We start from the raw sequence: 22,137 nt of genomic DNA, 5'->3' as shown, positions 1-22,137 counted from the left end.
CCCGAACAGGTGCTGACCTTTACCCGCTTCGGCTATCGGGAGGAGGGCGGCGATCGCGGCTTCGGCCAGATCGATCGCCCGTGCCAGGGCGACGATCTCCGCCATCGCCACCTCAACCTCGGCACCGGAGCCAGTCTCGGCCCCGGCGCCAGCGTCAACACCAGCACCGGCCTCGGCCCCTGCGCTAACACCGGCTCCAGCCCGGGTCTCGGCCCCGGCGCCAACACCGGAACCGGCCCCAGCGCCAGCCTCAGCCCCAGCGCCGGCCACGGTCTCGCCCGACACCTTTGCCGCGGCCAGCCGCTCAGCACGAGCCAGCAACTCGATGACATCGCGTCCGGCCAGGTTCAGATCGGGCCAGTCCCCTACCCGGCTATCACCACCAGCAGCATCCGGGCCCGCACCGTTCTGGCTGTCACCGGCAGCGCTGCCTGCACCAGCGTTTCGGCGGTCGGTGGCAGCGCGCCGGCCAGCTGCGTCCTGGCCATCCCGACCATCGCTCCGGCGGTCACGACCAGCGGCCGGGCCAGCATCACCGACACCCCGGCCATCAACGCCCCGGCCATCGGCGGCGGCATCGCCACCGGACCACCGGTCACCGCCACCCCGACCCACATCCTGCTGACCCGAGCCGTTCCGCTGCCGATCATCCCGACCGGCCCGCAAGGGACGGGTCGCGGGCGACTCGTGGGTGGGGCGACGGCCTTGCCAGATTCCGTCCCAGGCAGACAGGTCACCGCGGTCGTATTCAGGCCGCGGGTCCCGACCGGAAAGAGCACCGCGATCGCTGCCGAGGCGCTGCGGCTCGCCCCCGCCGTCAGGCTTCTGGTCTTCTGGCGCGTCCGGGAGGCCGAGCAGCCGCCGAGCCCAGGAGCGCGTCGTCTCCGGCTCACCGCGTCGCCCACCCCGCCCGTCGGAGCGCGCCGTGGCGTCCGGCTGGCCGCGTCGCGCAGCTCGCCCCTCGGGGCGCGCCGGGTCGTGCGGGGCGGGATGAGTGGCTCCTTCGCGGCCACCGAAACCGCTGGCGTGATCGAGGAGCCCGGCACTGTGAGCACGGTCGAGAAGCACCGCCCCATAAGAGTCACCGGAGAAACGATCCGACCCGATGAACGGCGTATGCCGCCTGGACCCGCGCCGCCGCCGCGGGGATGCGGAAGGCGCGTCGGACGGCCGGGACGGAGGCGTTTCCTCCGGTCGGCGCGACAGCAGCACACCACCCGAAAGCATCATCTCTTTGCACCTCCCCTCCCGCTCTGGCGGTCGACCCTCTGCGAGGATATCGTTCACGCGTTCGATAGGCAACTCTAAGTAGTCACGCTTGCACTATTTGTGAGCACCGTGGAGGGTATTCCGATAGGTGGGCATTCGCGAGCGGAGAGGCCACAGCGGCTCGCCACCGGAGGCCGGCTTCCCTGCCGTCGACGCCATCGCTGTCAACTCCCACACCGGGTGGCCTACAGATATGGCCGGCAACATTGAGGCCGCCCTGTTTGCGCGGCTTGCGCTCGCGTGCCGGTCCGCCGCCCGCGTGGGTCAGGGTTATGGCGAGCAGGTCCCAGGCTGCCGCCACTGCGCGCCCTTTCGGTGCCGTGTCCACCATTCGGTTCGCGCGCTGCACCACGGCGACGCCGTCCGCCCGCAGCCGTAGCTCTTCGTCCGCCTTCGTAAGCGCCTGGTCCTCGCGGACGTGGTACACGTTGCGGCAGGTGGTTGGGGTGGCCGAAGCGATGCCATCAAGATGTCATCAAGGCGTGCCCGAACTCGTTCGGGTTCGCGGACGCGGGCCTTCAACTCTGCTTCGATGAGCATGTTCTTCCCAGTCACGCGTATGGGCGCGAAGATCGGTCAGCTTCAGTTCGGGGCCGGCGGCTCCACGGGAGACTTGCTCGATTCCAGCTACAAGCGCGCAGGGCTCTCCCGTCCGGACGATGGCGGCGGCCAGGAAACCCGTGACCCTTCGTCAGATCAGGCGGCTTGTGTACCCTGCCTCAACCAGGCGCTCATAGGCCGACTGGACGTCGGCGGGGAACGGTTGCTCGACGGCGTAGCCGAGCTTGGGGTACTCGGTGATCCGTTGGGTGTCGCCGACGAGCATGTCGATCACACGGTCGGGGTTCCCGATGCGCTCCAGATATTCATCGAGTGACATGGGAAGGGACGCGCACGTGATGTCGATCTCCGGCCAGAGCTTCGTGCAGGTGGCGTAGGCGCGTCGCTGCTGGTACGGCTTGGAGATGATGACGGCCGAGCGGACCTTGACGCCTTGTTCGGTGAGAAGCGCGCGAGTTCGGCTGATGTTCTCGCCGGTGTTGGTCGCCGTCGGCTCGATGAGGATGGCCCGGGCGGGAACACCCCGTTCGATGGCGTGCTCCCGGTAGTGAACCGCCTCACCACGTGGGAAGTCGTTGACTGTGGTTGGGGCGTTGGCGCCGGTGAAGACGATCAACGGGAATGTCCCGCGCAGGTAGAGATCGGCGGCGCATGTCGCCACTCCGAGGTCATGACTGCCCAGCCCGATGCCGACGTCGGCGGGGCGTACACCATGGTGCATGTCGTGGTAGTCCCAAAGTGTCGCGACGTCGGCGCGAAGCGTGTCGGACAGGACGGCGCGGGGTGTCATGGCGGGTTCCTGTCCTCAATCGGGGATTGTGAACGTGTATGACCATGCGAAGCGTGCGGCGGCATGGATGTCTCGCGCGAGCTCGACCAGGCGCCCGTCGCGGGTGAATGTGCGTCGGCGCAGCACCATGACAGCCTCGCCTGCGGATAGCCGGAGCACCTCCGCTGCGTGTGGCGTGGGCGTTCGCGCATGGATCGTCTCGGTCATGCTGTCGGGTTCGAGGCCCTGGACGGTGAGCACGGCGAACCCTCCGCCATGTCCTGCCTGTTCCGGCGTCGGATCAAGAAGAGGGGTTCTTTCGGGTCGGCGACGGGTGATCAGGGCTTGTCGGCCGGGGGCGGCGGCGAGCCGAAGCGCGCCACGTAGTGCCAGACCTTCTTCAGCGCCTGCACGTCGTAGCGCCCGGTGCGGGCGGCGTCTCCGATGACCCGCGGATCGAGCAGGCCGTCGACCGCGATCTCGGCGCCGAGCGCTACGTACTCCTGTCCCCGGTAGTTCGGGTGGCGCCGCAGATGTTCGGTCGTGAGGCGGAATCCGGAATGCCATTCCACCGCGCACGGAAGCCGGCGGGCCGCGGCCTCCACGGCCGTGCCGCGATAGCTGGGATCGAGGAGCAGGGCCTCCACGTCCCGGTCGAGCCGGACCGGCCCGTGCACCTGCGCCTCGACGTAGTCGTCCAGGAGGTCCTGGTCGTCCGCCTCGGCCAGGCCGATCAGCGCCATGCGGGACGCGACGCCGAACGCCGAAGGTTCGAAGAAGCTGTCCGGGTAGCAGAAGGTGGTTCGCCGAAGAGTCTCGGCCGTCAGCCTGAAGTGGGCGGATCCGAACCGTGGCGCGGCGCCGATGGGCTTATGTCGGAAGTTCAGCGCACCGTAGACGGGGCGCTTCTCGGCGGGCGCATGGTCGTACGCGCCGCCGAAGATCCTGCTTTCCCAACGCCACCGGTCGCCGCCGGGATGAGCGGTGAGTCCCCCGTTGCTCGTTCCGGTGACGAATTGCGACAGGTAGACGCCGTCGTCGGCCAGTCGGAGCAGGATCTGCCGGTCGCCGACCAAGCGGTCGGGGTGGAAGTTGAGGGTCACACGCAACCGGGGGTCGAGCGGGTCTCCCGACGACAGGGTCTCGACATGGCGGAGGGCTCGCTCCTGCGGCGACGTGAACGTGTCCGCGCTCATCCGCGCAGTCTGCCTGAGCGCGATCTGTCGTCGCATCCCGAATTGACTTGGGACCCGGCCCCGATGGTCTTCCCTCATCCTGATCTCTGTTCGACTTCGCAGGCGGCCGTGAGGGCATTGCGCTCCCCCGTCGGTCGCCGAGCGATGATCACCCTGCTGCCGTTCCTCAGCGTGTTCTTCCCAAAGCCCAAAGCCCGAGGTCGGCGGTCTGGCGATGCCGGCGACGCTCGCCCCTCTCTCGGTAACGATCCTGGCCGTCACAGCGCGGCTTGCGAGAACCGACCATGCCATCTCAAGGTCGCCGAACGGATGGTGACGCCGCCGGCGCGGTTTCAGGATTCGATCGACGAGTAGGCCCTTCCCGGTCTTGAACCGCAGGTCGCGGGCATCGTCCCCTGTACAGCGGCTTCCGGCGGATCCTGCCGCGAGGTGTCGGTCACAGAGGGGTTCCGCGCGTATCCAGGCGGTGGACGAGTTCCCGGAGCGCCTGGATCTCGGCGTCCAACGCGCGTTTGCCCTTCGGGGTGATCGAGATCCACGTCCGGGGTCGTCTGCCCTCGTATCCCTTGCGCATGGCGATCAGGCCGGAGCTTTCGAGCACCTTCAGGTGGCGGGAAAGGTTGCCGTCGGTCACCGCGAGCTGGTGCTTGAGGAAGCCGAACTCGACCTGGTCGGCCTCGCGGGCGATCGACAGGACGCCGAGGCGTACGCGCTGGTGCACCGTGTCGTCCAGCGCCTGTGCCGGATGGAGGGCCTGCGTGTCGTCGGGATGCGCGGGCGTGGTGGTCGTCGCGTTCATGTCGTTCTCGCGATCAGAGAGCCGGTGCGGTGTGCTCGCGCCGGCCGGGCCGAGGCCCATTCGGCGACACCCGCGACGAGCAGAATCGCGGCCAGGAGCAGCGCCTTGAACTCCGGCCCGTCGAGCCAGCCGGGCTCGGCGGGGTACGCCCAGGGGAGCCAGCTGGTGCCCCACGTCGGGGCGAGGTAGGCCGACAGCAGCGCGACATGGCACAGTCCCGCCGTGGCGGTGATCCATCTGCGTTCGAGGAGACCGAGGACCAGCAGGCCCACTCCTACGACGTACCACGGGCTGGCATAGCTGTTCTCGAGGAAGGACGCGTTCCCCGGCTGTCCGCGGAGGAGGAAGAGAGCGAGCGAGGCCGCCACGACCAGCGTGAATGTGAGGGCCACGGCCCACAGCCACGGACGTCGGCGAGGCATGATCCCCCGGATCTCACCACGGCGGCGATACCAGCGGGCGAAGGCCAGCCAGAGCAGCGGCAGCACCGCGAACCAGAGTCCCCATGCCAGGAAACGCAGGACCGAGCCGTCGAACTCGTGGGTGTCGCACGGAGCGCCTTCGACGTGGACGCGGCAGACTCCCTTCAGTTCGGCGTACGCGAAGAGCGGATAGGAGACGACGTACCGGCCGTGCGCGCCGAAGTTGAAGGCGTGACGGGCGATGGGAACCGCCGCGAGCGACACGAGCCCGAAGCCCAGCAACGGCCCCCACGAGCCGCGCAGGTGTTTCCGGACGGACGAACGCAGGGCGTCGTGCTCCGAGAGCAGGGCGCCCTGCTCGCGAGATGGTTCGCCGGGATCCTCGAAACCGGTCCGGGCAGGTCTGTCCATCTGCGGGCTTCCCCTCGCATGCTGATCCGCCGCCGAAGCGTCAACTTTGTATTGCAAAGTAGTTGGCGGTCAAGAGTGAAGGGAAGTCCGCTCCGCACCGTGAATGATCGAGGGCGAGCGCGGACGCCCGGGGCGGCGGTGGTCAGGAGGGCGGGGGACTGCGGTTCCAGGAGCCCCGGCGGTCGGGGCTCTGGGGGCGGGAGCCGGATCTGCGGGCGGACGCCCGTTTCGACCAGCGGGCCAGGGCCAGCGCCAGGACCAGCACGAGGGTCACGCCCGCGTAGACGGCCAGCTCGGTGAACTGTTCGCGGCTCTGCTGCGCCGTCATCGTGACCTTGAGCCGTACGACCACAGAAAGGACGTGCCGGACCACGGCGATGATGCCGACGATGATGAACGGGTCGACCTGCAGATGCCTGCCCTTGAGGTGCATCTGCACCGTCACGAAGATCTCGACGACGATCAGGACGAGCAGCAGCTCCTCCAGGATCACGCTGACCGTGTCGGCCCAGCTCGCCGAGGCGCTGATCGCCGTCACGACCATCATGACCATGATGCCGGCCGCGACGCAGAGGAGGACGAACGCGACCACGTAGAGGAGCGCCCGCTCGATGCGGGTGAGGATCCGCAGCAGCAGCGACTCCAGGTCGCTCTGCGCAAGGGCGCTCGGCGGTCGCGGCCTACCTCTCAGCGGCGGTGTGCGTGTCATCGTCCATAGGCGGGCCTGTCCGTGGGTCGCGTCACGCATGGGGCGGAACCGGATCGGGTGACGGGTGTCGCGTGCGGTCGTCCCGCCTGCCACCGCTTCCTCAGGCAGTACCCGGATATATCGGCCGATGACGGTCTTTACCGGTCTTTTCTGGGCGTCCGTCGGCGCTTGTCGAAGCTCGGCGACGCTTGTCGGGGAACGCGGCGCGACCAGGGGATCGACGGAATCGTGGCTCACTCGTGGCGACGGATCACGAAATATGCCCACAGTTTGCGGGAATACCGTCAAATCGGGGCGAACCGCGGAAAACATCTAAAGGTGGGAAAATTCCGGCCTCTCCCGGGAAACCCCCGGGGAATATCGCTCTCGCCACGGAGCGCTTCCCTGAGAGAACGCCGGTGTTCTCCGGAACGCAGCTCCCCGAAGACGGAGCAGGAGGGTGGCTTCGATGTCCGTCGCACTCAACCACACCATCGTGCCGAGCAGGGACAAGCGCGCGTCGGCCGAGTTCCTGGCCGACATCCTCGGGCTCACCGCGGCCCCACAGTGGGGGCCGTTCGTGCCGGTCCAGACGGCCAACGGCGTCACGCTTGATTACATGGACGCCGACGAGGTCCAAGGGAACCACTACTGCTTCATCGTCAGTGAGTCCGAGTTCGACGTGATCTTCGAGCGGATCCGGGAGCGCGGGCTCGACTACTGGGCCGACCCGCACCATGGGAAGCCCGGGGAGATCAACCACCTGTACGGCGGGCGCGGGGTCTACTTCAACGACCCCAACGGCCACAACATGGAGGTCATCACCCAGCCGTACGCCTGATCCCGGAAGCGGCCGCGCCAACCGGTGAGCAAGCCGTCGCCAAGTCGCGGCCGCTACAAACGGGGCGTGAACGGATACGAGATCAGACGGCCCTCCAAGGCGGACGCGCGGGCGATCCACGAGCTGGTCGCCGAGATCGACACCATGGTCATCGGTCGCCCCGACTCCACGTTGGACGACGTCGCCGAGGTGCTCAGCGAGCTGGACCTCGCCGCCGACAGCTGGCTGGTGTACGAGGGCGGGCGGCTCGTGGGCTGGGGCTGGGCCTGTCCCAAGGGGACCGGCGGCGACGTGGACATCGACGTACGGGCCCTGGTCCCCGAGGTGGCGGACCGGCTCTGGGCGCGCGTCCTCGACCGGGCGGTGGAGATCGCCCCCGGCCTCGGGCACGGCCGGGCCCGGGTGGACATCGGCATCTATCGCGAGGACGCCGAGCTCCGGGCGGCGGCCAAGGCGCACGGGCTCGCCCACGCGACCAGCTTCCACCGCATGCGGATCGACCACGCCGGCGGCACGTCCGTCGCCGACCCCGAGATCCCCGCCGGCGTCATGGTGGAGAGCGGCGAGCCCGGCGAGGAACGGCTCCGCACCGCCCACCGGATCCAGCAGGAGGGCTTCGCCCGGCACTTCGGGTTCGCGCCCCGGACGTTCGACGAGTGGGTCTCCGCGATGGAGGCGGCGCCCGCGAACGACTGGGGCCAGCTCCTGGTCGCCCGCGTGGACGGCGAACCCGCCGCGATGCTGCTGGGCACCGACCACTTCCTGGCCGACGAGAACTGCGGCTACGTGCGGACCCTGTCCGTGCTGCCCGCCTTCCACGGCCGGGGGCTCGGGAGGCTCCTGCTGCGTACGGCGTTCGCGGCGGACGAGCGGCGCGGCCGCGCCGGGACGATCCTGCACGTGGATTCCAACAACGTCACGCCCGCGCTCGGCCTCTACCTCTCGGTCGGGATGCGCAGCGTGCTCGTGATCGACGCCTGGCGGGCGGACCTTCCGACCGGCCCGGACCGGTCCGAGGCGGTCGGGGAGATCCCGGAGTCCCTCGCATAACGCCGAATCCGCGCACGCGGGTGTCAACCGGCGGGGAGGAACACCCGGAAGAGCGTGTCGCCCGGGCGGCTCTCCACCGAGACGTCGCCGCCGTGCGAGGCCACCACGGCCTTGACGATGGCCAGGCCGAGGCCGCTGCCGCCCCGCGCGCGCGACCGCGCCTTGTCGGCGCGGACGAACCGCTCGAAGATCTCCGCGCGTACGTCCTCGGGGATGCCCGGCCCGTCGTCGTGGACGGTCAGCTCGGCCGCCCCCGGGGCCGGGGCGCGTACGGACACGGTGACCGTGGTCCCCGGCGGGGTGTGGGTGTGCGCGTTGGCCAGCAGGTTGGCGACGACCTGGTGGATGCGTCCGGCGTCGCCGGTGATCGTGACCGGCTCCTCCGGGAGGCGCAGCCGCCATCGATGGCCCGGGGCGGAGACCCGCGCGTCGCCCGCGGCGTCGATCACGACGCGGGTCAGGTCGACGGGGTCGCGGGCGAGCGGCCGCCCGGCGTCCAGGCGGGCGAGGAGCAGCAGGTCGTCCACGAGCGTGCCCATCCGGCCCGACTCCGCGTCGATCCGCTCCAGCGCGTGCCGTACCTCGCCGGGGACGTCGCCGGGGTGGCGGAGGGCCAGCTCGGCGTGGGCCCGTACGGTCGCGAGGGGCGTGCGCAGTTCGTGGCCCGCGTCGGCGGCGAAGGTGCGCATGCGCTGCTCGCTGGCGTGCCGCCGGGCGAGCGCCTCCCCGACGTGGCCGAGCATCCGGTTGAACGCGGCCCCGAGCTGGCCGACCTCGGTCCGCGGATCCTCGTCGGGGACCCGGTCCGGCAGCGCGACGGCGCCGCTGGCCAGCGGCAGGGTGCTCACCCGGCGCGCCGTGGCGGTCACCCGGTCCAGGGGCCGGAGGGACAGCCGCACCCAGGTCGTGCCGGCCAGCCCGGTGAGGATCATCACGATGGCGAAGACCACGCTCTCCGCGATCTGGAGGCGGTGCACCGCGGCGTTGACGCCCTCCAGGGGGAGCCCGTTGACGAGGACGTCGCCGTCGGCGCCGGGCACCGCCATGACGCGGTAGTCGTCCAGCTCCGACAGCTCCACGGAGTGCGCCCGCCGGTCCACGGGCACGGCGGCCAGGACGGCGGCGTCCGCTGAGCTGAGACGGATGTCCGCCTCCTCCGCGGTCACCACGGCGGCGTGGGTGACCCGGCCGTCCACCAGGCGGACGCCCAGGGTGCCGGGGCTCTGCCCGCGGCTGTCGCCGTGCCCGTCGCGGTCGTCGTCGTGCTCCAGGCTCGCCGCGAACCTCCCGGCCGTCATGGAGAGCTGCCGGTCGAGCTGGTCCACCATGAACCGGTCGAGGGAGAGCGAGCCGGCCGCGCCGACGGCGGCGCAGGCCAGCGCGAGCAGGACGAGCAGGCCGGCCACCAGCCGGGCGCGGAGTGTGCGGGGTCTCACGGCCGGAGCACGTATCCCACGCCGCGCACGGTGTGGATCAGCGGCGGCCGTCCCGTGTCGATCTTCTTGCGCAGGTAGCTGATGTACAGCTCGACCACGTGGGCCTGGCCGCCGAAGTCGTAGGACCAGACCTGGTCGAGGATCTGCGCCTTGCTGAGCACCCTGCGCGGGTTGCTCATGAGGAAGCGCAGCAGCTCGAACTCGGTCGGGGTCAGCTCCACCAGCTCGCCGCCCCTGGTGACCTCGCGCGCGTCCTCGTCCATCGTCAGGTCGCCCACGATCAGGCGGGAGCCGTGCGAGGTCCGCGCCATCCCGGCCCGGCGCAGCAGGCCGCGCAGCCGGGCGAGGACCTCCTCCAGGCTGAACGGCTTGGTCACGTAGTCGTCGCCGCCCGCGGTGATGCCGGCGACCCGGTCCTCGACGGCGTCCCTGGCGGTGAGGAAGAGCACGCACACGTGCGGCGACTCCGCGCGCAGGCGGCGCAGCACCTCCAGGCCGTCGATGTCGGGGAGCATGATGTCGAGCAGCACCGCGTCGGGCCGGAACTCGCGGGCCGCGGTCACCGCGGCCGTGCCGTCCGCGGCCGAGCACACCTCCCACCCCTCGTAGCGCAGCACGGCGCCGAGCACCTCGACGAGATCCGGCTCGTCGTCGACGACGAGGACGCGGACGGGGGTCCCGTCGGGGCGGACCAGTTCGGGCGTAGCAGGGGTCGTACGCATGGTGATGACCACCGTCCTCCCTGTACGCGCGGCGAAACCTCTGAGCGACCTCTGAGAATCCTATGAATGCTTCTGGCATGTCATGGCTCATAGGTAAATGAGAAGTTCGACTGGCACGGTGCTTCACGGACCTACGAGAGGAGATCCGCGTGAGCACCGGATTCGCATCGCCGGCCCGGCAGGGGGGAGGCGTCGCCGGAGCACGCCGGAGCGCGCCCCCCGGCGGCGTCCGCGCCCGGCCCGCGGCCGTCCTGGCGGTCGTCGCCGCCGGCGCGCTCGTCGTGCTCGGCCTGTGGTGGGCGGGCACGCCGAGTGTCTCCGGGCTGGACGGCTGGCTCACCGGCGCGGGCCGGATCACCGGACTGCTCGCCGGATACGGCTTCGCGGTGCTGCTCGCGCTGATGGCACGGGTCCCCGCGCTTGAGCGCGGCGTCGGCTCCGACAGGCTCGCCCGCTGGCACTCCATGGGCGGACGGTACGTGGTCGGGCTCTCCGTCGCGCACGCCCTGCTGATCATCTGGGGGTACGCCGTCACCGACGGGGCCGACGTGGTGAACGAGACCGTGACGCTCAACCTGTCCTATCCGGACGTGCTCAAGGCCACGGTCGCGCTGCTGCTCCTGGTGGGGGTCGGCATCATCTCGGCTCGCGCCGTACGTCCGCGGTTGCGGTACGAGACCTGGTTCCACCTGCACTTCTACACGTATCTCGTGGCCTGGCTGGCGTTCGGGCACCAGCTCGCGAACGGCGCCGAGTTCCTGACGTTCCCCGCCGCCGGGACCGCCTGGACCGTCCTCTACGTCGCGGTGGCGGCGCTGATCGTCTGGTACCGGTTCCTCACGCCCGTGCGGCAGGCGTTCCGGCACCGGCTCAGGGTCGCCGCGGTCGTGCCCGAGGCCACCGGCGTCGTGTCGGTGTACGTCTCCGGCCGCCGCCTGGACCGGCTGCGGGCCGAGCCCGGCCAGTTCTTCCGCTGGCGGTTCCTCACCCGGGACCTGTGGTGGTCCCCGAACCCGTACTCGCTGTCGGCGGCGCCGCGATCGGGTGAGCTGCGGATCACCGTGAAGGACCTGGGCGACCAGAGCCGGGCGCTCACCCGCCTGCGCCCCGGCACCCGGGTCGTCGCCGAGGGACCGTACGGCGCCTTCACCGCGGCCCGGCTCGGGAGGCGCCAAGGGAGCGGCAGGCGGGCGCGCCGCGGGCGGAAGGTGCTGCTCGTCGCCGGAGGAGTGGGCGTCACGCCGGTGCGCGCCCTGTTCGAGTCGGTCCCTGCCGCGCCCGGCGATCTCACTTTTCTCTACCGGGCCAGGTCGTGGGACGATCTTGTCTTCCGCGCCGAGCTGGAGGCGATCGCCGCCGCGCGCGGGGCGGCGCTGCACTACTGCCTCGGACCGAGGAGCGAGATCGGCGACCCGTTCAGGCCGGAGATCCTCGCCCACCGGATCCCCGGGCTGCGCGACCACGTGGTCTACGTCTGCGGGCCGGCGAGCATGACGGCCCAGATCGTGTCCGCGCTGCGCGCCGCCGGAGTGCCGAAGAAGCGCATCCACCACGAGTCGTTCGAGTTCTGACGAAGTTCTGAGGAAGGCGGAGAACGTTCATGCGTAGAGCGATTACGGCTGTGCTCGTCACCGCGGTCGGCCTGGTGCTGCTGCTCTCCTTCAAGCCGCACGAGATCGCGACCTCCGCGAGCCGGCCGTCCGCCGTGGCGCGGGCGGAGGCGCCGTCCGGCCGCGACCAGGGCTTCGGCGCCGCGGACGGAAAGAGCACGGACGAGGGGGCCGGACGCCGAGGAGGGCGCGGTGGGGGCGGGGCCGCCACGACCTCCACGGGCACCTGGACGGGCGAGGGGGCGAGCGCCGGCGCGACGAGCGGCGAGCGGATCGCCACCGGCGACACGGCCGACACCCGCTGGGGCCCCGTGCAGGTCCAGCTCGTCATCTCCGGCGGCAAGGTGACCGGCGTCAAGGTGCTCCAGGCGCCGGACGGCAACCGCCGGGACATCTCGATCAACGACCGTGCGCTCCCCGTCCTGAACGAGGCGGCGCTCTCCGCCCAGTCGGCCCAGATCGACGCGGTCTCCGGCGCCACCTACACCAGCGAGGGCTACATCACCTCGCTGCAGAGCGCCCTCGACAAGGCCGGGCTCTGATGCGTCATGTCGAGCACGTCATGGGGACGGTGTTCTCCTTCGACGTGCGGGACCCCGTGGACGCGCGCGAGGGCGTGGCGGAGGCGGTTGCCTGGCTGCACCGGGTCGACGCGACCTTCTCCACGTACCGGCCGGACAGTCCCGTCAGCCGGCTCGGCAGGGGCGAGATCGGCCTGGCCGACTGCCCGGCGGAGGTGGCGGAGGTCCTCGGACTGTGCGAGGCGGTGGCCCGGACCTCGGAGGGCTACTTCACGGCGCGTCCCGGAGGCCGCCTCGACCCGTCCGCGATGGTGAAGGGCTGGGCGGTCGAACGGGCGTCGCGCATCCTCACCCGGGCGGGCGCGCCGAACCACTGCGTCAACGGTGGCGGCGACATGTGGCTCGCCGGGTCCGCCGCTCCCGGCCGCCCGTGGCGGGTGGGCGTCGCCCATCCACTGCGGGCGGGGGAGCTGGCCGCCGTGGTGGCCGGGACGGACCTCGCCGTGGCCACCTCCGGCACCGCCGAGCGCGGGCCGCACATCCTCGACCCGCACACCGGCCGCCCGGCGACCGCGCTGGCCTCCGTCACCCTCGTCGGGGCGAGTCTCACCATGGTCGACGCGTACGCGACGGCGGCCTTCGCCATGGGCGGCGCGGCCAGGGAGTGGGTGGCGCGGCTCGACGGGGTGGAGGCGTTCGCGGTCACCGCCGACGGCGGCATCTGGCGCACGCCCGGCTTCCCCCTTTGCCCATGACCGGCCGCCCGTGACCGGCCGCCCGTGACCGGCCGCCCGTGACCGGCCGCCCGTGACCGGCGGTCAGGACGCCGGGCGCTGCAGGTGGTCGCGGACCTTGCCGGAGATGGAACGCAGATGGGCCACGTCGGCGGGGGAGAGCAGGTCGAACATGTGGGCGCGGACGGCGGCGACGTGGCCCGGGGCGGTGGCCGCGAGCTTGGCGGCGCCCGCCTCGGTGAGCTCGGCCTCGGTGCCGCGCCGGTCGTCCGCGCACTCGATGCGGCGGACCCAGCCGAGCCGTTCCAGCCGGGTCACCGCGCGGGTCGCGCCGCTGCGGGTGGACAGCACGGCGTCGGCGATGTCGCGCATCCGCAGCCGCCGGCCGGGCGCCTCCGACAGCACGACCAGCACCTCGTAGTCGAGCATCGAGACGCCCGCGTCCGCGTCGAGCTGGCGATCGAGGGCCTGGATCAGCAGCCGTGTGCCGTCCAGGTAGGCGCGCCACGCCTGCTGCTCCTCCGCGTCGAGCCACCGCACCTCGTTCATGCGGCCCAGCCTAACGGGAATAGTTGACGACGCAACGACATTGGGTAGAGTGAATGTCGTTGACGGCGCAACGACCTCGTGCCGTACGCCGCCGCGACCCTGCGAGATCGGAAGGAAGGCCGCCATGCCCGCCGTCACCGTGGAGAACCCGCTCGCCCTGCCCCGCGTCCCCAGCCCCAACCCGCTCACCGACACCGACCGGCCGGTCGTGTCCGTCACCACCGCGCCCCGCGCGCTCGAAGGCGAGGGCTTCCCCGTGCGGCGCGCCTTCGCCGGCGTGGACATGCGGGCGCTGGACCCGTTCATCCACATGGACCAGATGGGCGAGGTCGACTACGGCGCCGGAGAGCCCAAGGGCACGCCCTGGCACCCGCACCGCGGCTTCGAGACCGTCACGTACATGATCGACGGGGAGATGGCGCACTCCGACTCCCACGGCGGAGGCGGCCTCATCGGAGGCGGCGACACCCAGTGGATGACCGCCGGCTCCGGGATCCTGCATATCGAGACCCCGCCGGAGTACCTCGTCGCCAGCGGCGGGCTGTTCCACGGCATCCAGCTCTGGGTGAACCTGCCGCGCGCCCAGAAGTTCGCCGCGCCCCGCTATCAGGACATCACGGGCGGCAACGTCGCCCTGCTCAGCTCGGCCGACGGCGGCGCGCTCGTCCGCGTCATCGCCGGTGAAGTGGGCGGGCACGCCGGCCCCGGCTCGACGTACACGCCGATCACCCTCGTCCACGCCACCGTCTCGCCCGGTGCGTCGCTGACGCTGCCCTGGCGTCCGGACTTCAACGCCCTGGTCTACGTCCTCGCGGGCAGCGGGACCGCCGGCGCCGAGCGGCGGCCGATCCAGACCGGGCAGCTCGCCGTCTACGGGCAGGGCGACACCATCACCGTCGCCGCGGACGCCCACCAGGACTCGCGTACCGGTGGGCTGGAGGTGTTCATCCTCGGCGGGCAGCCGATCCGGGAGCCGGTCGTGGCGTACGGCCCCTTCGTCATGAACACCAAGGCGGAGATCATCACGGCCATGGAGGACTACCAGGCCGGCCGTCTGGGCAGCATCCCGGCCGCCCACGCCGACGTCCGGGGGGCCACGCCGGACACCGACGGCGACGCCTAGTGCCGATCGGGCAACGACCGCCGCCTCCGAGTCATCGTCGCCAAGGTGAACGTGGCCTGATACGGCATCAGTCGGCCTGAAGAACGAAGAACAGGAAGCACAGGAAGGCCCCCGAGGGCCTGTCCGCGAAGACGTCGGGGAACAATTCGCGGGCGCCCGGTGCGGGGGACGGTTCGCTGATGACGGCGATCCGGAAGCCGGCTGCGGTGAAGGCGTCGGTCATCGCGTGCAGTGGCCGGCGCCAGAAGCTCATCAGGGCGCTGTGCCCGCCGAAGGTCCATTCCTCGGAGTACTTGTCGGTCGCGAAGTAGCTGGCGCCGGGACCGGCCTGCAGGTAGTCGGCGAAAGGGTGATCAACGGACACGATCAGCCGGCCGCCGGGCGTCAGGACGCGCCGCAGTTCGGCCAGCGGTGCCGTCCAATCCTCCAGGTAGTGCAGGACCAGGGATGCGACGACATCGTCGAACGCGGCGTCGGGGAACGGCAGCGGGCTGCCCAGATCGGCGAGGTGCAGGGCCGCGCCGTCGCCGAGCCGCTGCCGGGCCAGATCCAACATCTTGGCGCTGGAGTCGAAGCCGGTCACGATGGCGCCCCGGTCGCGCAGTGCCGCGGACAGGGGGCCAGAGCCGCAGCCGGCGTCGAGGATCCGCCGGCCAGCCACGTCACCGGCCAGATCCAGGATCGCGGGCCGCTCGTAGTAGGCGTTGATGAGGCTGGTCTCGTTTTCTGCCGAGTACGCCTCGGCGAAGCTGTCGTAGTCGTTGGGCACCCGCTCTTCGGGCCCGGCAGAACCCTCGGGAACAGGATGGATCCACGACGGCTGCGTGGGGGCTGCGGTGTCCGCTTGCCCGGCAGAGCTCTTGGGAGCGACAGTCATACGGGCGATCTTGGCACGCTCGGCCTGTCCGGATCGGGTGTTTTATGATCTTCCTGCGCCCCACCGATCAGCGCCGCACGGGGCAAACGTTCTCTGACGCGGCACTGGAACCGGCGCCGCGCCGCCTCGACGGTGTCTACCCCTCGGGGTGGAGCACCCGGCTGAGGAACTCGCGAGTACGGGCATGCCGGGGAGCGGCGATCACCTGATCCGGCGGCCCGTCCTCCACGATCACCCCCTGGTCCATGAACACCACACGGTCGGCGACCTCGCGGGCGAAGTTCATCTCGTGGGTGACGACCATCATCGTCATGCCGTCCCCGGCCAGCTCCCGCATGACGCCGAGAACGTCGCCGACCAGCTCGGGGTCGAGCGCCGAGGTGGGCTCGTCGAACAGCATCAGCGACGGGTTCATGGCCAGCGCGCGGGCGATCGCCACCCGCTGCTGCTGGCCGCCGGAGAGCTGAGCGGGGAAGGCGTCGGCCTTCTCGCCGAGACCGACCCTCTCCAGGTTCTCCCTGGCGATCCGCTCGGCCTCCGCCCGGCCGCGCCGCAGCACCCGCTCCTGGGCGATCGTGACGTTGCGCAGCACGGTGAGGTGCGGGAACAGGTTGAACTGCTGGAACACCATGCCCAGGCGGCGGCGCACCGCGTCGATGTCCACGTCCGGGTCCGTGATCTCCGTGCCGTCCAGGACGACCCGGCCGGACGTGGGCCGCTCCAGCAGGTTCACGCACCGCAGCAGCGTCGACTTGCCCGACCCCGACGGGCCGATCACACAGACGACCTGCCCCGCCTCCACCGTGAAGTCGATGCCCTTGAGCACCTCCAGCTTCCCGAAGGACTTGCGCAAGTTCTTGATCTCGACGGTGCTCATCTGTCGCTCACCGCTCCTCGTTCGCTACGCGGGCCACTCGTTCCTCGTGGACCGCTGCGCTCACTGCGTCGGGTTCGCTCGGTGCTCATCTGTCGCTCACCGCTCCTCGTTCGCTCATTGGCCCCCTCCTTGACGTGATTCGAGGCGGCGGGCGACGTACCCGAGGGGGATGGTGATCAGCAGGTAGGTCAGGCCGGACGCCAGGATCGGGGTCGGGTTGGCGAAGGTCGACGCCTGGTCGTTGCCGAACTTGGCGAGCTCCACCTGGGCCGCCGTCACCCCCAGGAACAGGACCAGCGACGAGTCCTTGAACAGCAGGACCAGCTCGTTCGTGAGCGGCGGGATCACGACCCGGACCGCCTGCGGGACGACGATCGACAGCATCGCCCGCCCATGGGACATGCCGAGCGAGCGGGCCGCCTCCATCTGCCCCTTCGGCACCGCCTGCAGACCGGCCCGGAACGTCTCCGCCATGTACGCCGCGGAGACGAGACCCAGGCCGAGCGCGGCCTGGCCGTACACGCCGCCCGGGATCTGGAACCCGGGGAACGCCAGCGGCAGGCTCCCGATCATCAGGAAGATCACCAGAGCCGGGACGCCGCGGAAGATCTCGATGTACGTCGCGGCGATCCACCGGTACGGAGCCACCGAGGACTGCCGCATCAGCGCCAGCAGCATGCCGAGCGCGAACCCGACGACGTACCCGCTGGCGGTGAAGATCACGGTGTTCTTCAGGGCGACGGCGAACAGCCGGGGCAGGCCGTCGGACACCACCTGGGCGTTGAGGAACGACTGCCTGATCGCGCCCCAGTCGGCGAAGCAGGCGAGCGCGACCACGACCGCGACTAGCAGGGCGTACTGGGCGCCCCTGCCGATCCGGCGCCGCTCGCGGGGACTCAGCCCCCGGTGCGGCGCGAGGGCGGTGCCGGGCGCGGTCACGCCGCCGCCGCCGGGCTCGGCTCGACGCCGAACCACTTCCTGTAGAGGGCGTTGTACGTGCCGTCCGCCCGGGCCTGCTCGATCACCTGGTCGACGGCCTTGGACAGCGCGGCGTTGCCCTTCTTCATGCCGATGCCGTACTGCTCGCCGGTGTCCAGACGGGCGACCACGTCGTACTTCGCGCGGATCGCGGGCTTCTTCAGCCAGGTCAGCGCGACGGGGAGGTCCTGCACGATCACGTCGGCCTGGCCGGTCTCCAGGCCGAGCAGCTCCTTGGAGGAGTCGGCGAACTCGATCGGGTCGAACCCCTTGCCCTTGACGTACTCCAGGCCGGTCGTGGAGGCCTGCGCGCCGAGCTTGAGGTTCTTGGCCTTCACATCCCCGAGGGAGGTGACCCCACTGCCCTTCCTGGCCAGCAGCGCCTGCGTGGCGTCGAAGTACGGCACGGAGAAGTCGATGTTCCTCCGGCGCTCGTCATTGATCGTCAGGCCGGCGGCGGCGACGTCGCACCGGCCCGCGTTGAGCACCGCGCCGCTCTTGATCGCCGCGAAGTCGATGTCGACGACCTCCTGCTTGACGCCCAGCTTCTTGGCGACGAGGTCGATGACGTCCACGTCGAAGCCGACGGTCTGGGAACCCCGGGTGAACTGGAAGGGCTCGTACTGCAGGTGCGTGCAGGTGGTGAGCTTTCCGGCGTTGACGAGCCGGACGCCGCCCGCCGCGGTGCCGCCGCCACCGCCCGCGCTCCCGCCGCTCCCGCAGGCGGACGCGGTGAGGGCGGTCACCAGCGCCGCGGCGCCGATGGCGAGCATCCGGTGACGCATGGGCCAAAGAGCCACGCGGCCCTCCCTGTAAATGCGACAAAAGACAACATTTACGACAATCTATATGAACTGACAGATAGCTCTACGTCGTTCTGACAAGAAGGAGACAAAAAGGGGATTTCGCGAAATAAGGGCTGAATGATGCGGCTGTTACCGGCGTTCTCCCTGGTTTCGGTGACCGCCGGCCGGGGGCAGGCCGGGGTGTGGCGCGGAGCGGCCGTCCGGCCTGGGATTCCCGCACGCCGCCGTCGCCCCAGGCGCTAGCGTTCGGGGCATGGACCGGATCTTCAGCCTCGACGAGGCCAGGTCGCTCATGCCCGACGTCCGCGCGAAGGTGGCCGACCTGGTGGCGCTGCGGGCGGACCTCGCCGAGATCTCCTTCGACCTGGCGGACGCCGGAAGCTCACCGCTCGGCGGCATCCCCGAGCGGAAGGCCCTGGAGGCGCGCATCGGCGAGATCCTGCTGTGGTTCGGCGATCAGGGCATCGAGCTCAAGGGAGCGGCGCCGATCCTCGTCGACTTCCCCGCCGAACTCGACGACGTGTCGGTGCGCCTGTGCTGGGTCGAGGGCGAGACGGACCTCGCCTGGTATCACCGCACCGAGCTCGGCTTCGCCGGCCGGCGCCCCCTGCCCCGCTGACGTACGCCCCGGAGGCTCAGGGTGTGCGGCCGCCCCCGTAGATCGACTTTTCGTGAAGCAGTGCACATTTCGGGATCTCCGGGCTTATAGCCATGGAGGCGTTCGCCGGACGCCGCCCTCCAGGTAGACCGCGCCTCGTCCCAGGGCGTCCAGACAGCCGCGGATCCGGCGGGCCATGTCCGCGGGCACCAGCTCGTCCAGGTCGCCCGCCGCCACGAACGCGAACCCCTCCAGCTCGTCCGGCGGGAGCCGGATGTCCGCCGCATCCTCCGCGGGCAGGATCCCGCCGTCGAAGACGAACATCAGGCCGCCGTCCCATGGCGGCCGCGGAGGCACCCAGTCCACGCAGAGCAGGGGCCCGATCTCCGGCGCGATGGACAGCTCCTCGCGCAGCTCGCGGACGCACGCCGCGAGCGGAGACTCGTCCGGTTCGAGCGCGCCGCCCGGGATGTCCCAGGTCGCCTTGTAGGTCGGGCGGACCAGCAGCACCCGCCCGTCGTCGTCCCGGAACAGCGCGCCGGCCGCGGCCCGGACGCGGACCAGGCCGGCGATGAACGCGAGGTCGGGATCGTGATCGGAAACGCTCACCAGCCGACAGTACGCGGCGGCGCTCGCCCCATCCAGGCGGTCGCGGACCCGGCGGCGAAATGGCGGTGGGCGAAATGGCGGTGGAAACGCGGACATGGACGGGGTGACCGACGATCAAGTAAGGAGGCCGGATGGGAGCCGATCCCCACGGCCGGTTCGTGGACGTATACGAACGTGCCTACGAGCCGATACTCGGGTACGTCCTGCGCCGCTGCCGGGACCCCGAGGACGCCGCCGACGTGGTGGCCGAGACGTTCACCGTCGCGTGGCGGCGGATCGACGAGCTGCCCGAGGGCGACGAGGCCAGGCTCTGGCTGTACGGCGTGGCCCGGCGGGTGCTCGCCAACCACAGGCGGGGCGAACTGCGCAGGGAGCAGCGGACGGAGGCGCTGCGTGAGCACCTCGCCTCCCTGCCCGCCGTGACACACACGCGCTCGCCCGAGGAGGACTTCTCCCCGGTCGGCAGGGTCTTCCGCGCGCTGCCGGACGGCGACCGGGAGCTGCTGTCCCTGGTCGCCTGGGAGCGGCTCGACACCCGGCAGCTCGCCACCGCGCTCGGCGTCTCCCGCAACGCCGTACGGATCCGGCTCTACCGGGCGCGCAGAAGGTTCGCGCGGGCGCTCGCCACGGCCGGAGTCGATCACCCCCACGCCGCCATGCTCGAAGGGAGCTCGTTGTGAACCTCGCGAACCTCGCCCGGCTGCGTGATGAGGACCTGGCCGGACAGGCGTCCACCGCCCAGGCCCGGGCGCTGATGGAGTCGATCGTGTCCGAGGAACGCGCGCCCGCCCGGGTGGCGCCTGCTCGCAGGACGCGGCGGGCGCTCGCGCTCGGCGCGGTCGCCGTGGGGCTGGGCGCCGCCGTCGCGATCGGCGTCGGCCTGCCCGGCGGACCGGCCACCCGCTACGCCAACGCGGCGGTCTCCATCGAGAGGGCGCCGGACTACTTCAGTGTCACCGTCACCGATCCGGCGGCCGACCCGGGCCGCTTCGAGGAGGCGTTCCGGGCGGTGGGGCTGAACGTCACGGTGAAGACGATCCCGGTGCCGCCCGACGAGGTGGGCAGGCTGATCGGACCGGTCGTGCCCGCCGGGTTCCGCGGTCCGGGGAGCATCGGCGTCCAGGGCGTGGCGCCGTGCGCGGCGGCGTTCTGCGGCAAGGTGTGGCTGCCCGCGCACTACTCGGGCCGGGTCGTGTTCGGGATCGGCCGCGCCGCCGCGCCGGGCGAGCCCTACGCCGACGATCGTCCGTTCGATCCGTTGGGAGACGAGGCCCTGGACGGCTACCGGAGCCACGGCAGGACGGTCGCGGAGGTACGGGACGAGCTGCACCGGCGGAGGCTCAAGGTCGGCTATCGCCTGTATTGGACCATCCCGGACGGGGGCTTCTTCGACCAGGGGGTCACCGCCGACCGGATCGGGGACGGCTGGGTCGTCCAGGGCTCCCGCCACTCCAGCTCCGACACCGTCGATCTCTATGTCGTCCCCGGTCCTGAAGCGGGTCCGGCGCCCGATCCCAAGGCCGTCTACGAGGCCGAGCCTCAGTGGTACGACCTGGAGGACTGACACTCTCCTCCGGCCTTAAAACGCCCGCTCCGCGGAGCACCGACGGGGGAGCGGGCGTGCGCCGGGAAGGGGGCGTCGAGCGCGGGCCGGACCGCCCGCTTCCGACTGAGGCCCCGGCAGGGCCTCAGTCCTCGTCGGACTCCTCGTACGAGCCGAGGGCGGTGCCGTAGCGCATGCCGACCAGGCGGGCGACGGCCTCGTGGGCGCCGAGGGGAGCGGCGCAGCCCGCGCCGATCGCCTCGGCAGCGGCGGTGGCGCGGTCGTGGTCCGCCTCCGGCCCGATGACGAACGGGACGAGGGCGAGCCGGTTGGCGCCGATCTTGCGCAGCCGTTCCGCGGCGTCGGAGACGTTCGGCACGCCGTCGAGCGCCGCGGGCACGACGGGCAGGGTCAGGCGGGCGGCGAGGAGCACCGCGGTGGCGTCCGCGCCGCGGGCGCCCTCGTCGCCGCCGGTGGTCGCGACGATGATGCCGTCCACCGGAGAGGTCACGTTGAACAGCCGCATCCGGTCGACACGCGCCAGCCCGGCCTCCGCCAGCCGCATGTGCAGCGCCTCGGCGAGCAGCGGGTGCGGGCCGAGCGGATCGCCGATCATCACCGGGGTCTCGCTCTGCGTGACCGCGTCCCGTACGGCCCGCATGACGCGGGGGTGCGGGCCGGTCACCAGCGGCACGACCACCGCGGCCGTGTCGGCGGCCGGCCGGTCGGCGGCGGCGGAGACGAACTCCTTGGCCAGGTCGGCGCCGCCGTCCACGAGCGAGACGAGGCGGAGGTCCACATGGGGGTTGTCGAGCCGGATGATCGAGGCGATCTCGGCCGCGACGTCTCCCGCCATGCCGGGAACGGCCAGCACCAGGGCGGGCGCATCCGGCGGCAGGGTCGCCGGGAGCGGTCGCCGGTGGCGGCCGCTCCCAAGCCGGGATGAGCGCTCCCGGACAGGAAGCTTCGGCGGGTCGTCGTGACCTTCGTTCACATCGGCGGATTCTAGGGCGAATCAGGTCGAATGAGTGAACCAACCCACCGCTTGATGCCGATCTTTAGCCTGATCGTTTTACGCGATCGTGACTTGACGCTCTCTGTGACGGGAGTGTTTCATTGCCACATCCCATCCGTAAACGTTTACAGCA

The 22,137-nt window shown here is 71.0% G+C and carries 25 protein-coding genes; 9 read left to right on the top strand and 16 right to left on the bottom strand.

Annotation, left to right across the window (positions count from 1 at the left end; genetic code table 11):
• Positions 1-365: 365 nt before the first annotated feature.
• The 7 genes from AWQ71_RS17490 to AWQ71_RS42660 all read right to left on the bottom strand — a co-directional run bounded on the left by AWQ71_RS17490 (position 366) and on the right by AWQ71_RS42660 (position 6,136).
• Complete coding sequence (locus AWQ71_RS17490) at positions 366-617, bottom strand: hypothetical protein (RefSeq protein ID WP_157570401.1); 252 nt, start codon at positions 615-617, stop codon at positions 366-368.
• Between the two features lie 1,343 nt (positions 618-1,960).
• The gene (locus AWQ71_RS17485; protein ID WP_067134381.1) at positions 1,961-2,620 is read right to left on the bottom strand and encodes a YdcF family protein; all 660 of its coding nucleotides are present in this window, start codon (positions 2,618-2,620) and stop codon (positions 1,961-1,963) included.
• Between the two features lie 15 nt (positions 2,621-2,635).
• On the bottom strand, positions 2,636-2,938 hold the full coding sequence (locus AWQ71_RS43270; RefSeq protein ID WP_281196198.1) for a UTRA domain-containing protein: 303 nt from the start codon (positions 2,936-2,938) through the stop codon (positions 2,636-2,638).
• A complete protein-coding gene (locus AWQ71_RS17475) occupies positions 2,938-3,795 on the bottom strand; it encodes a DUF3626 domain-containing protein (RefSeq protein ID WP_067134379.1) in 858 nt (285 codons plus the stop codon). Before AWQ71_RS17475 ends, AWQ71_RS43270 begins: the two co-directional genes overlap by 1 nt.
• A 436-nt stretch (positions 3,796-4,231) precedes the next feature.
• Positions 4,232-4,594: a winged helix-turn-helix domain-containing protein gene (locus AWQ71_RS17470; protein WP_067134377.1), complete on the bottom strand. Its 363-nt coding sequence runs from the start codon at positions 4,592-4,594 to the stop codon at positions 4,232-4,234.
• A complete protein-coding gene (locus AWQ71_RS17465) occupies positions 4,591-5,427 on the bottom strand; it encodes a hypothetical protein (protein WP_218001825.1) in 837 nt (278 codons plus the stop codon). Before AWQ71_RS17465 ends, AWQ71_RS17470 begins: the two co-directional genes overlap by 4 nt.
• A 142-nt stretch (positions 5,428-5,569) precedes the next feature.
• Positions 5,570-6,136, bottom strand: coding sequence for a phosphate-starvation-inducible PsiE family protein (locus AWQ71_RS42660; RefSeq protein ID WP_169806578.1), 567 nt, complete (start codon positions 6,134-6,136; stop codon positions 5,570-5,572).
• Between the two features lie 448 nt (positions 6,137-6,584).
• Here AWQ71_RS42660 and AWQ71_RS17455 point away from each other — a divergent pair, with 448 nt between their 5' ends.
• Both AWQ71_RS17455 and AWQ71_RS17450 read left to right on the top strand, forming a co-directional pair.
• A complete protein-coding gene (locus AWQ71_RS17455; RefSeq protein ID WP_067134373.1) occupies positions 6,585-6,956 on the top strand; it encodes a VOC family protein in 372 nt (123 codons plus the stop codon).
• A 66-nt stretch (positions 6,957-7,022) separates the two neighbouring features.
• A complete protein-coding gene (locus tag AWQ71_RS17450; RefSeq protein WP_067134463.1) occupies positions 7,023-8,006 on the top strand; it encodes a GNAT family N-acetyltransferase in 984 nt (327 codons plus the stop codon).
• 23 nt (positions 8,007-8,029) lie between these two features.
• On the opposite strand, the gene AWQ71_RS17445 is transcribed toward AWQ71_RS17450, so the two are convergent.
• Positions 8,030-9,442: a sensor histidine kinase gene (locus tag AWQ71_RS17445; RefSeq protein ID WP_218001824.1), complete on the bottom strand. Its 1,413-nt coding sequence runs from the start codon at positions 9,440-9,442 to the stop codon at positions 8,030-8,032.
• A complete protein-coding gene (locus tag AWQ71_RS17440; RefSeq protein ID WP_369407202.1) occupies positions 9,439-10,176 on the bottom strand; it encodes a response regulator transcription factor in 738 nt (245 codons plus the stop codon). The genes AWQ71_RS17445 and AWQ71_RS17440 overlap by 4 nt, the downstream gene beginning before the upstream one ends.
• Before the next feature lie 137 nt (positions 10,177-10,313).
• Here AWQ71_RS17440 and AWQ71_RS17435 point away from each other — a divergent pair, with 137 nt between their 5' ends.
• Genes AWQ71_RS17435 through AWQ71_RS17425 form a run of 3 tightly spaced genes read left to right on the top strand, consistent with a single transcriptional unit; the run spans position 10,314 to position 13,050 of the window.
• On the top strand, positions 10,314-11,735 hold the full coding sequence (locus AWQ71_RS17435) for a ferredoxin reductase family protein (RefSeq protein WP_067134371.1): 1,422 nt from the start codon (positions 10,314-10,316) through the stop codon (positions 11,733-11,735).
• Between the two features lie 29 nt (positions 11,736-11,764).
• A complete protein-coding gene (locus AWQ71_RS17430) occupies positions 11,765-12,316 on the top strand; it encodes an FMN-binding protein (RefSeq protein ID WP_067134369.1) in 552 nt (183 codons plus the stop codon).
• Entirely contained in the window at positions 12,316-13,050 is a 735-nt protein-coding gene (locus AWQ71_RS17425) for an FAD:protein FMN transferase (protein WP_218001823.1), read from the top strand. Before AWQ71_RS17430 ends, AWQ71_RS17425 begins: the two co-directional genes overlap by 1 nt.
• A gap of 63 nt (positions 13,051-13,113) precedes the next feature.
• Here AWQ71_RS17425 and AWQ71_RS17420 read toward each other — a convergent pair whose 3' ends face one another.
• Positions 13,114-13,578 (bottom strand): MarR family winged helix-turn-helix transcriptional regulator, encoded by a 465-nt coding sequence (locus AWQ71_RS17420; RefSeq protein ID WP_067134365.1) that lies wholly within the window; start codon positions 13,576-13,578, stop codon positions 13,114-13,116.
• A gap of 124 nt (positions 13,579-13,702) precedes the next feature.
• Between AWQ71_RS17420 and AWQ71_RS17415 the strand changes: the two genes are divergently transcribed.
• Positions 13,703-14,701, top strand: coding sequence for a pirin family protein (locus AWQ71_RS17415; RefSeq protein WP_067134363.1), 999 nt, complete (start codon positions 13,703-13,705; stop codon positions 14,699-14,701).
• A gap of 67 nt (positions 14,702-14,768) precedes the next feature.
• Here the strand turns inward: AWQ71_RS17415 and AWQ71_RS17410 are convergent, their stop codons facing one another.
• The 4 genes from AWQ71_RS17410 to AWQ71_RS17395 all read right to left on the bottom strand — a co-directional run bounded on the left by AWQ71_RS17410 (position 14,769) and on the right by AWQ71_RS17395 (position 18,233).
• Entirely contained in the window at positions 14,769-15,578 is an 810-nt protein-coding gene (locus AWQ71_RS17410; RefSeq protein WP_084258979.1) for a class I SAM-dependent methyltransferase, read from the bottom strand.
• 136 nt (positions 15,579-15,714) lie between these two features.
• A complete protein-coding gene (locus tag AWQ71_RS17405) occupies positions 15,715-16,455 on the bottom strand; it encodes an amino acid ABC transporter ATP-binding protein (RefSeq protein WP_067134359.1) in 741 nt (246 codons plus the stop codon).
• A gap of 114 nt (positions 16,456-16,569) precedes the next feature.
• Positions 16,570-17,430, bottom strand: coding sequence for an amino acid ABC transporter permease (locus AWQ71_RS17400; protein ID WP_245658341.1), 861 nt, complete (start codon positions 17,428-17,430; stop codon positions 16,570-16,572).
• Positions 17,391-18,233: an ABC transporter substrate-binding protein gene (locus tag AWQ71_RS17395; protein WP_245658340.1), complete on the bottom strand. Its 843-nt coding sequence runs from the start codon at positions 18,231-18,233 to the stop codon at positions 17,391-17,393. The genes AWQ71_RS17400 and AWQ71_RS17395 overlap by 40 nt, the downstream gene beginning before the upstream one ends.
• A 259-nt stretch (positions 18,234-18,492) precedes the next feature.
• Here AWQ71_RS17395 and AWQ71_RS17390 point away from each other — a divergent pair, with 259 nt between their 5' ends.
• The gene (locus AWQ71_RS17390; protein WP_067134356.1) at positions 18,493-18,858 is read left to right on the top strand and encodes a DUF2203 domain-containing protein; all 366 of its coding nucleotides are present in this window, start codon (positions 18,493-18,495) and stop codon (positions 18,856-18,858) included.
• Positions 18,859-18,942: 84 nt separating this feature from the next.
• On the opposite strand, the gene AWQ71_RS17385 is transcribed toward AWQ71_RS17390, so the two are convergent.
• Positions 18,943-19,446 (bottom strand): NUDIX domain-containing protein, encoded by a 504-nt coding sequence (locus tag AWQ71_RS17385; RefSeq protein ID WP_245658339.1) that lies wholly within the window; start codon positions 19,444-19,446, stop codon positions 18,943-18,945.
• A gap of 131 nt (positions 19,447-19,577) precedes the next feature.
• On the opposite strand from AWQ71_RS17385, the gene AWQ71_RS17380 reads away from it, so the two are divergent.
• Complete coding sequence (locus AWQ71_RS17380) at positions 19,578-20,126, top strand: RNA polymerase sigma factor (RefSeq protein ID WP_067134354.1); 549 nt, start codon at positions 19,578-19,580, stop codon at positions 20,124-20,126.
• Positions 20,123-21,010: a hypothetical protein gene (locus AWQ71_RS17375; protein WP_067134351.1), complete on the top strand. Its 888-nt coding sequence runs from the start codon at positions 20,123-20,125 to the stop codon at positions 21,008-21,010. Before AWQ71_RS17380 ends, AWQ71_RS17375 begins: the two co-directional genes overlap by 4 nt.
• 124 nt (positions 21,011-21,134) lie before the next feature.
• Here AWQ71_RS17375 and AWQ71_RS17370 read toward each other — a convergent pair whose 3' ends face one another.
• Positions 21,135-21,983 (bottom strand): sirohydrochlorin chelatase, encoded by an 849-nt coding sequence (locus AWQ71_RS17370; RefSeq protein ID WP_084258977.1) that lies wholly within the window; start codon positions 21,981-21,983, stop codon positions 21,135-21,137.
• Positions 21,984-22,137: the final 154 nt, after the last annotated feature.

Origin of the sequence: Microtetraspora malaysiensis (assembly GCF_001528665.1) — a bacterium.
Classification (GTDB): Bacteria; Actinomycetota; Actinomycetes; order Streptosporangiales; family Streptosporangiaceae; genus Microtetraspora_A; species Microtetraspora_A malaysiensis.
This window is presented reverse-complemented; position numbering and strand designations above follow the sequence as displayed.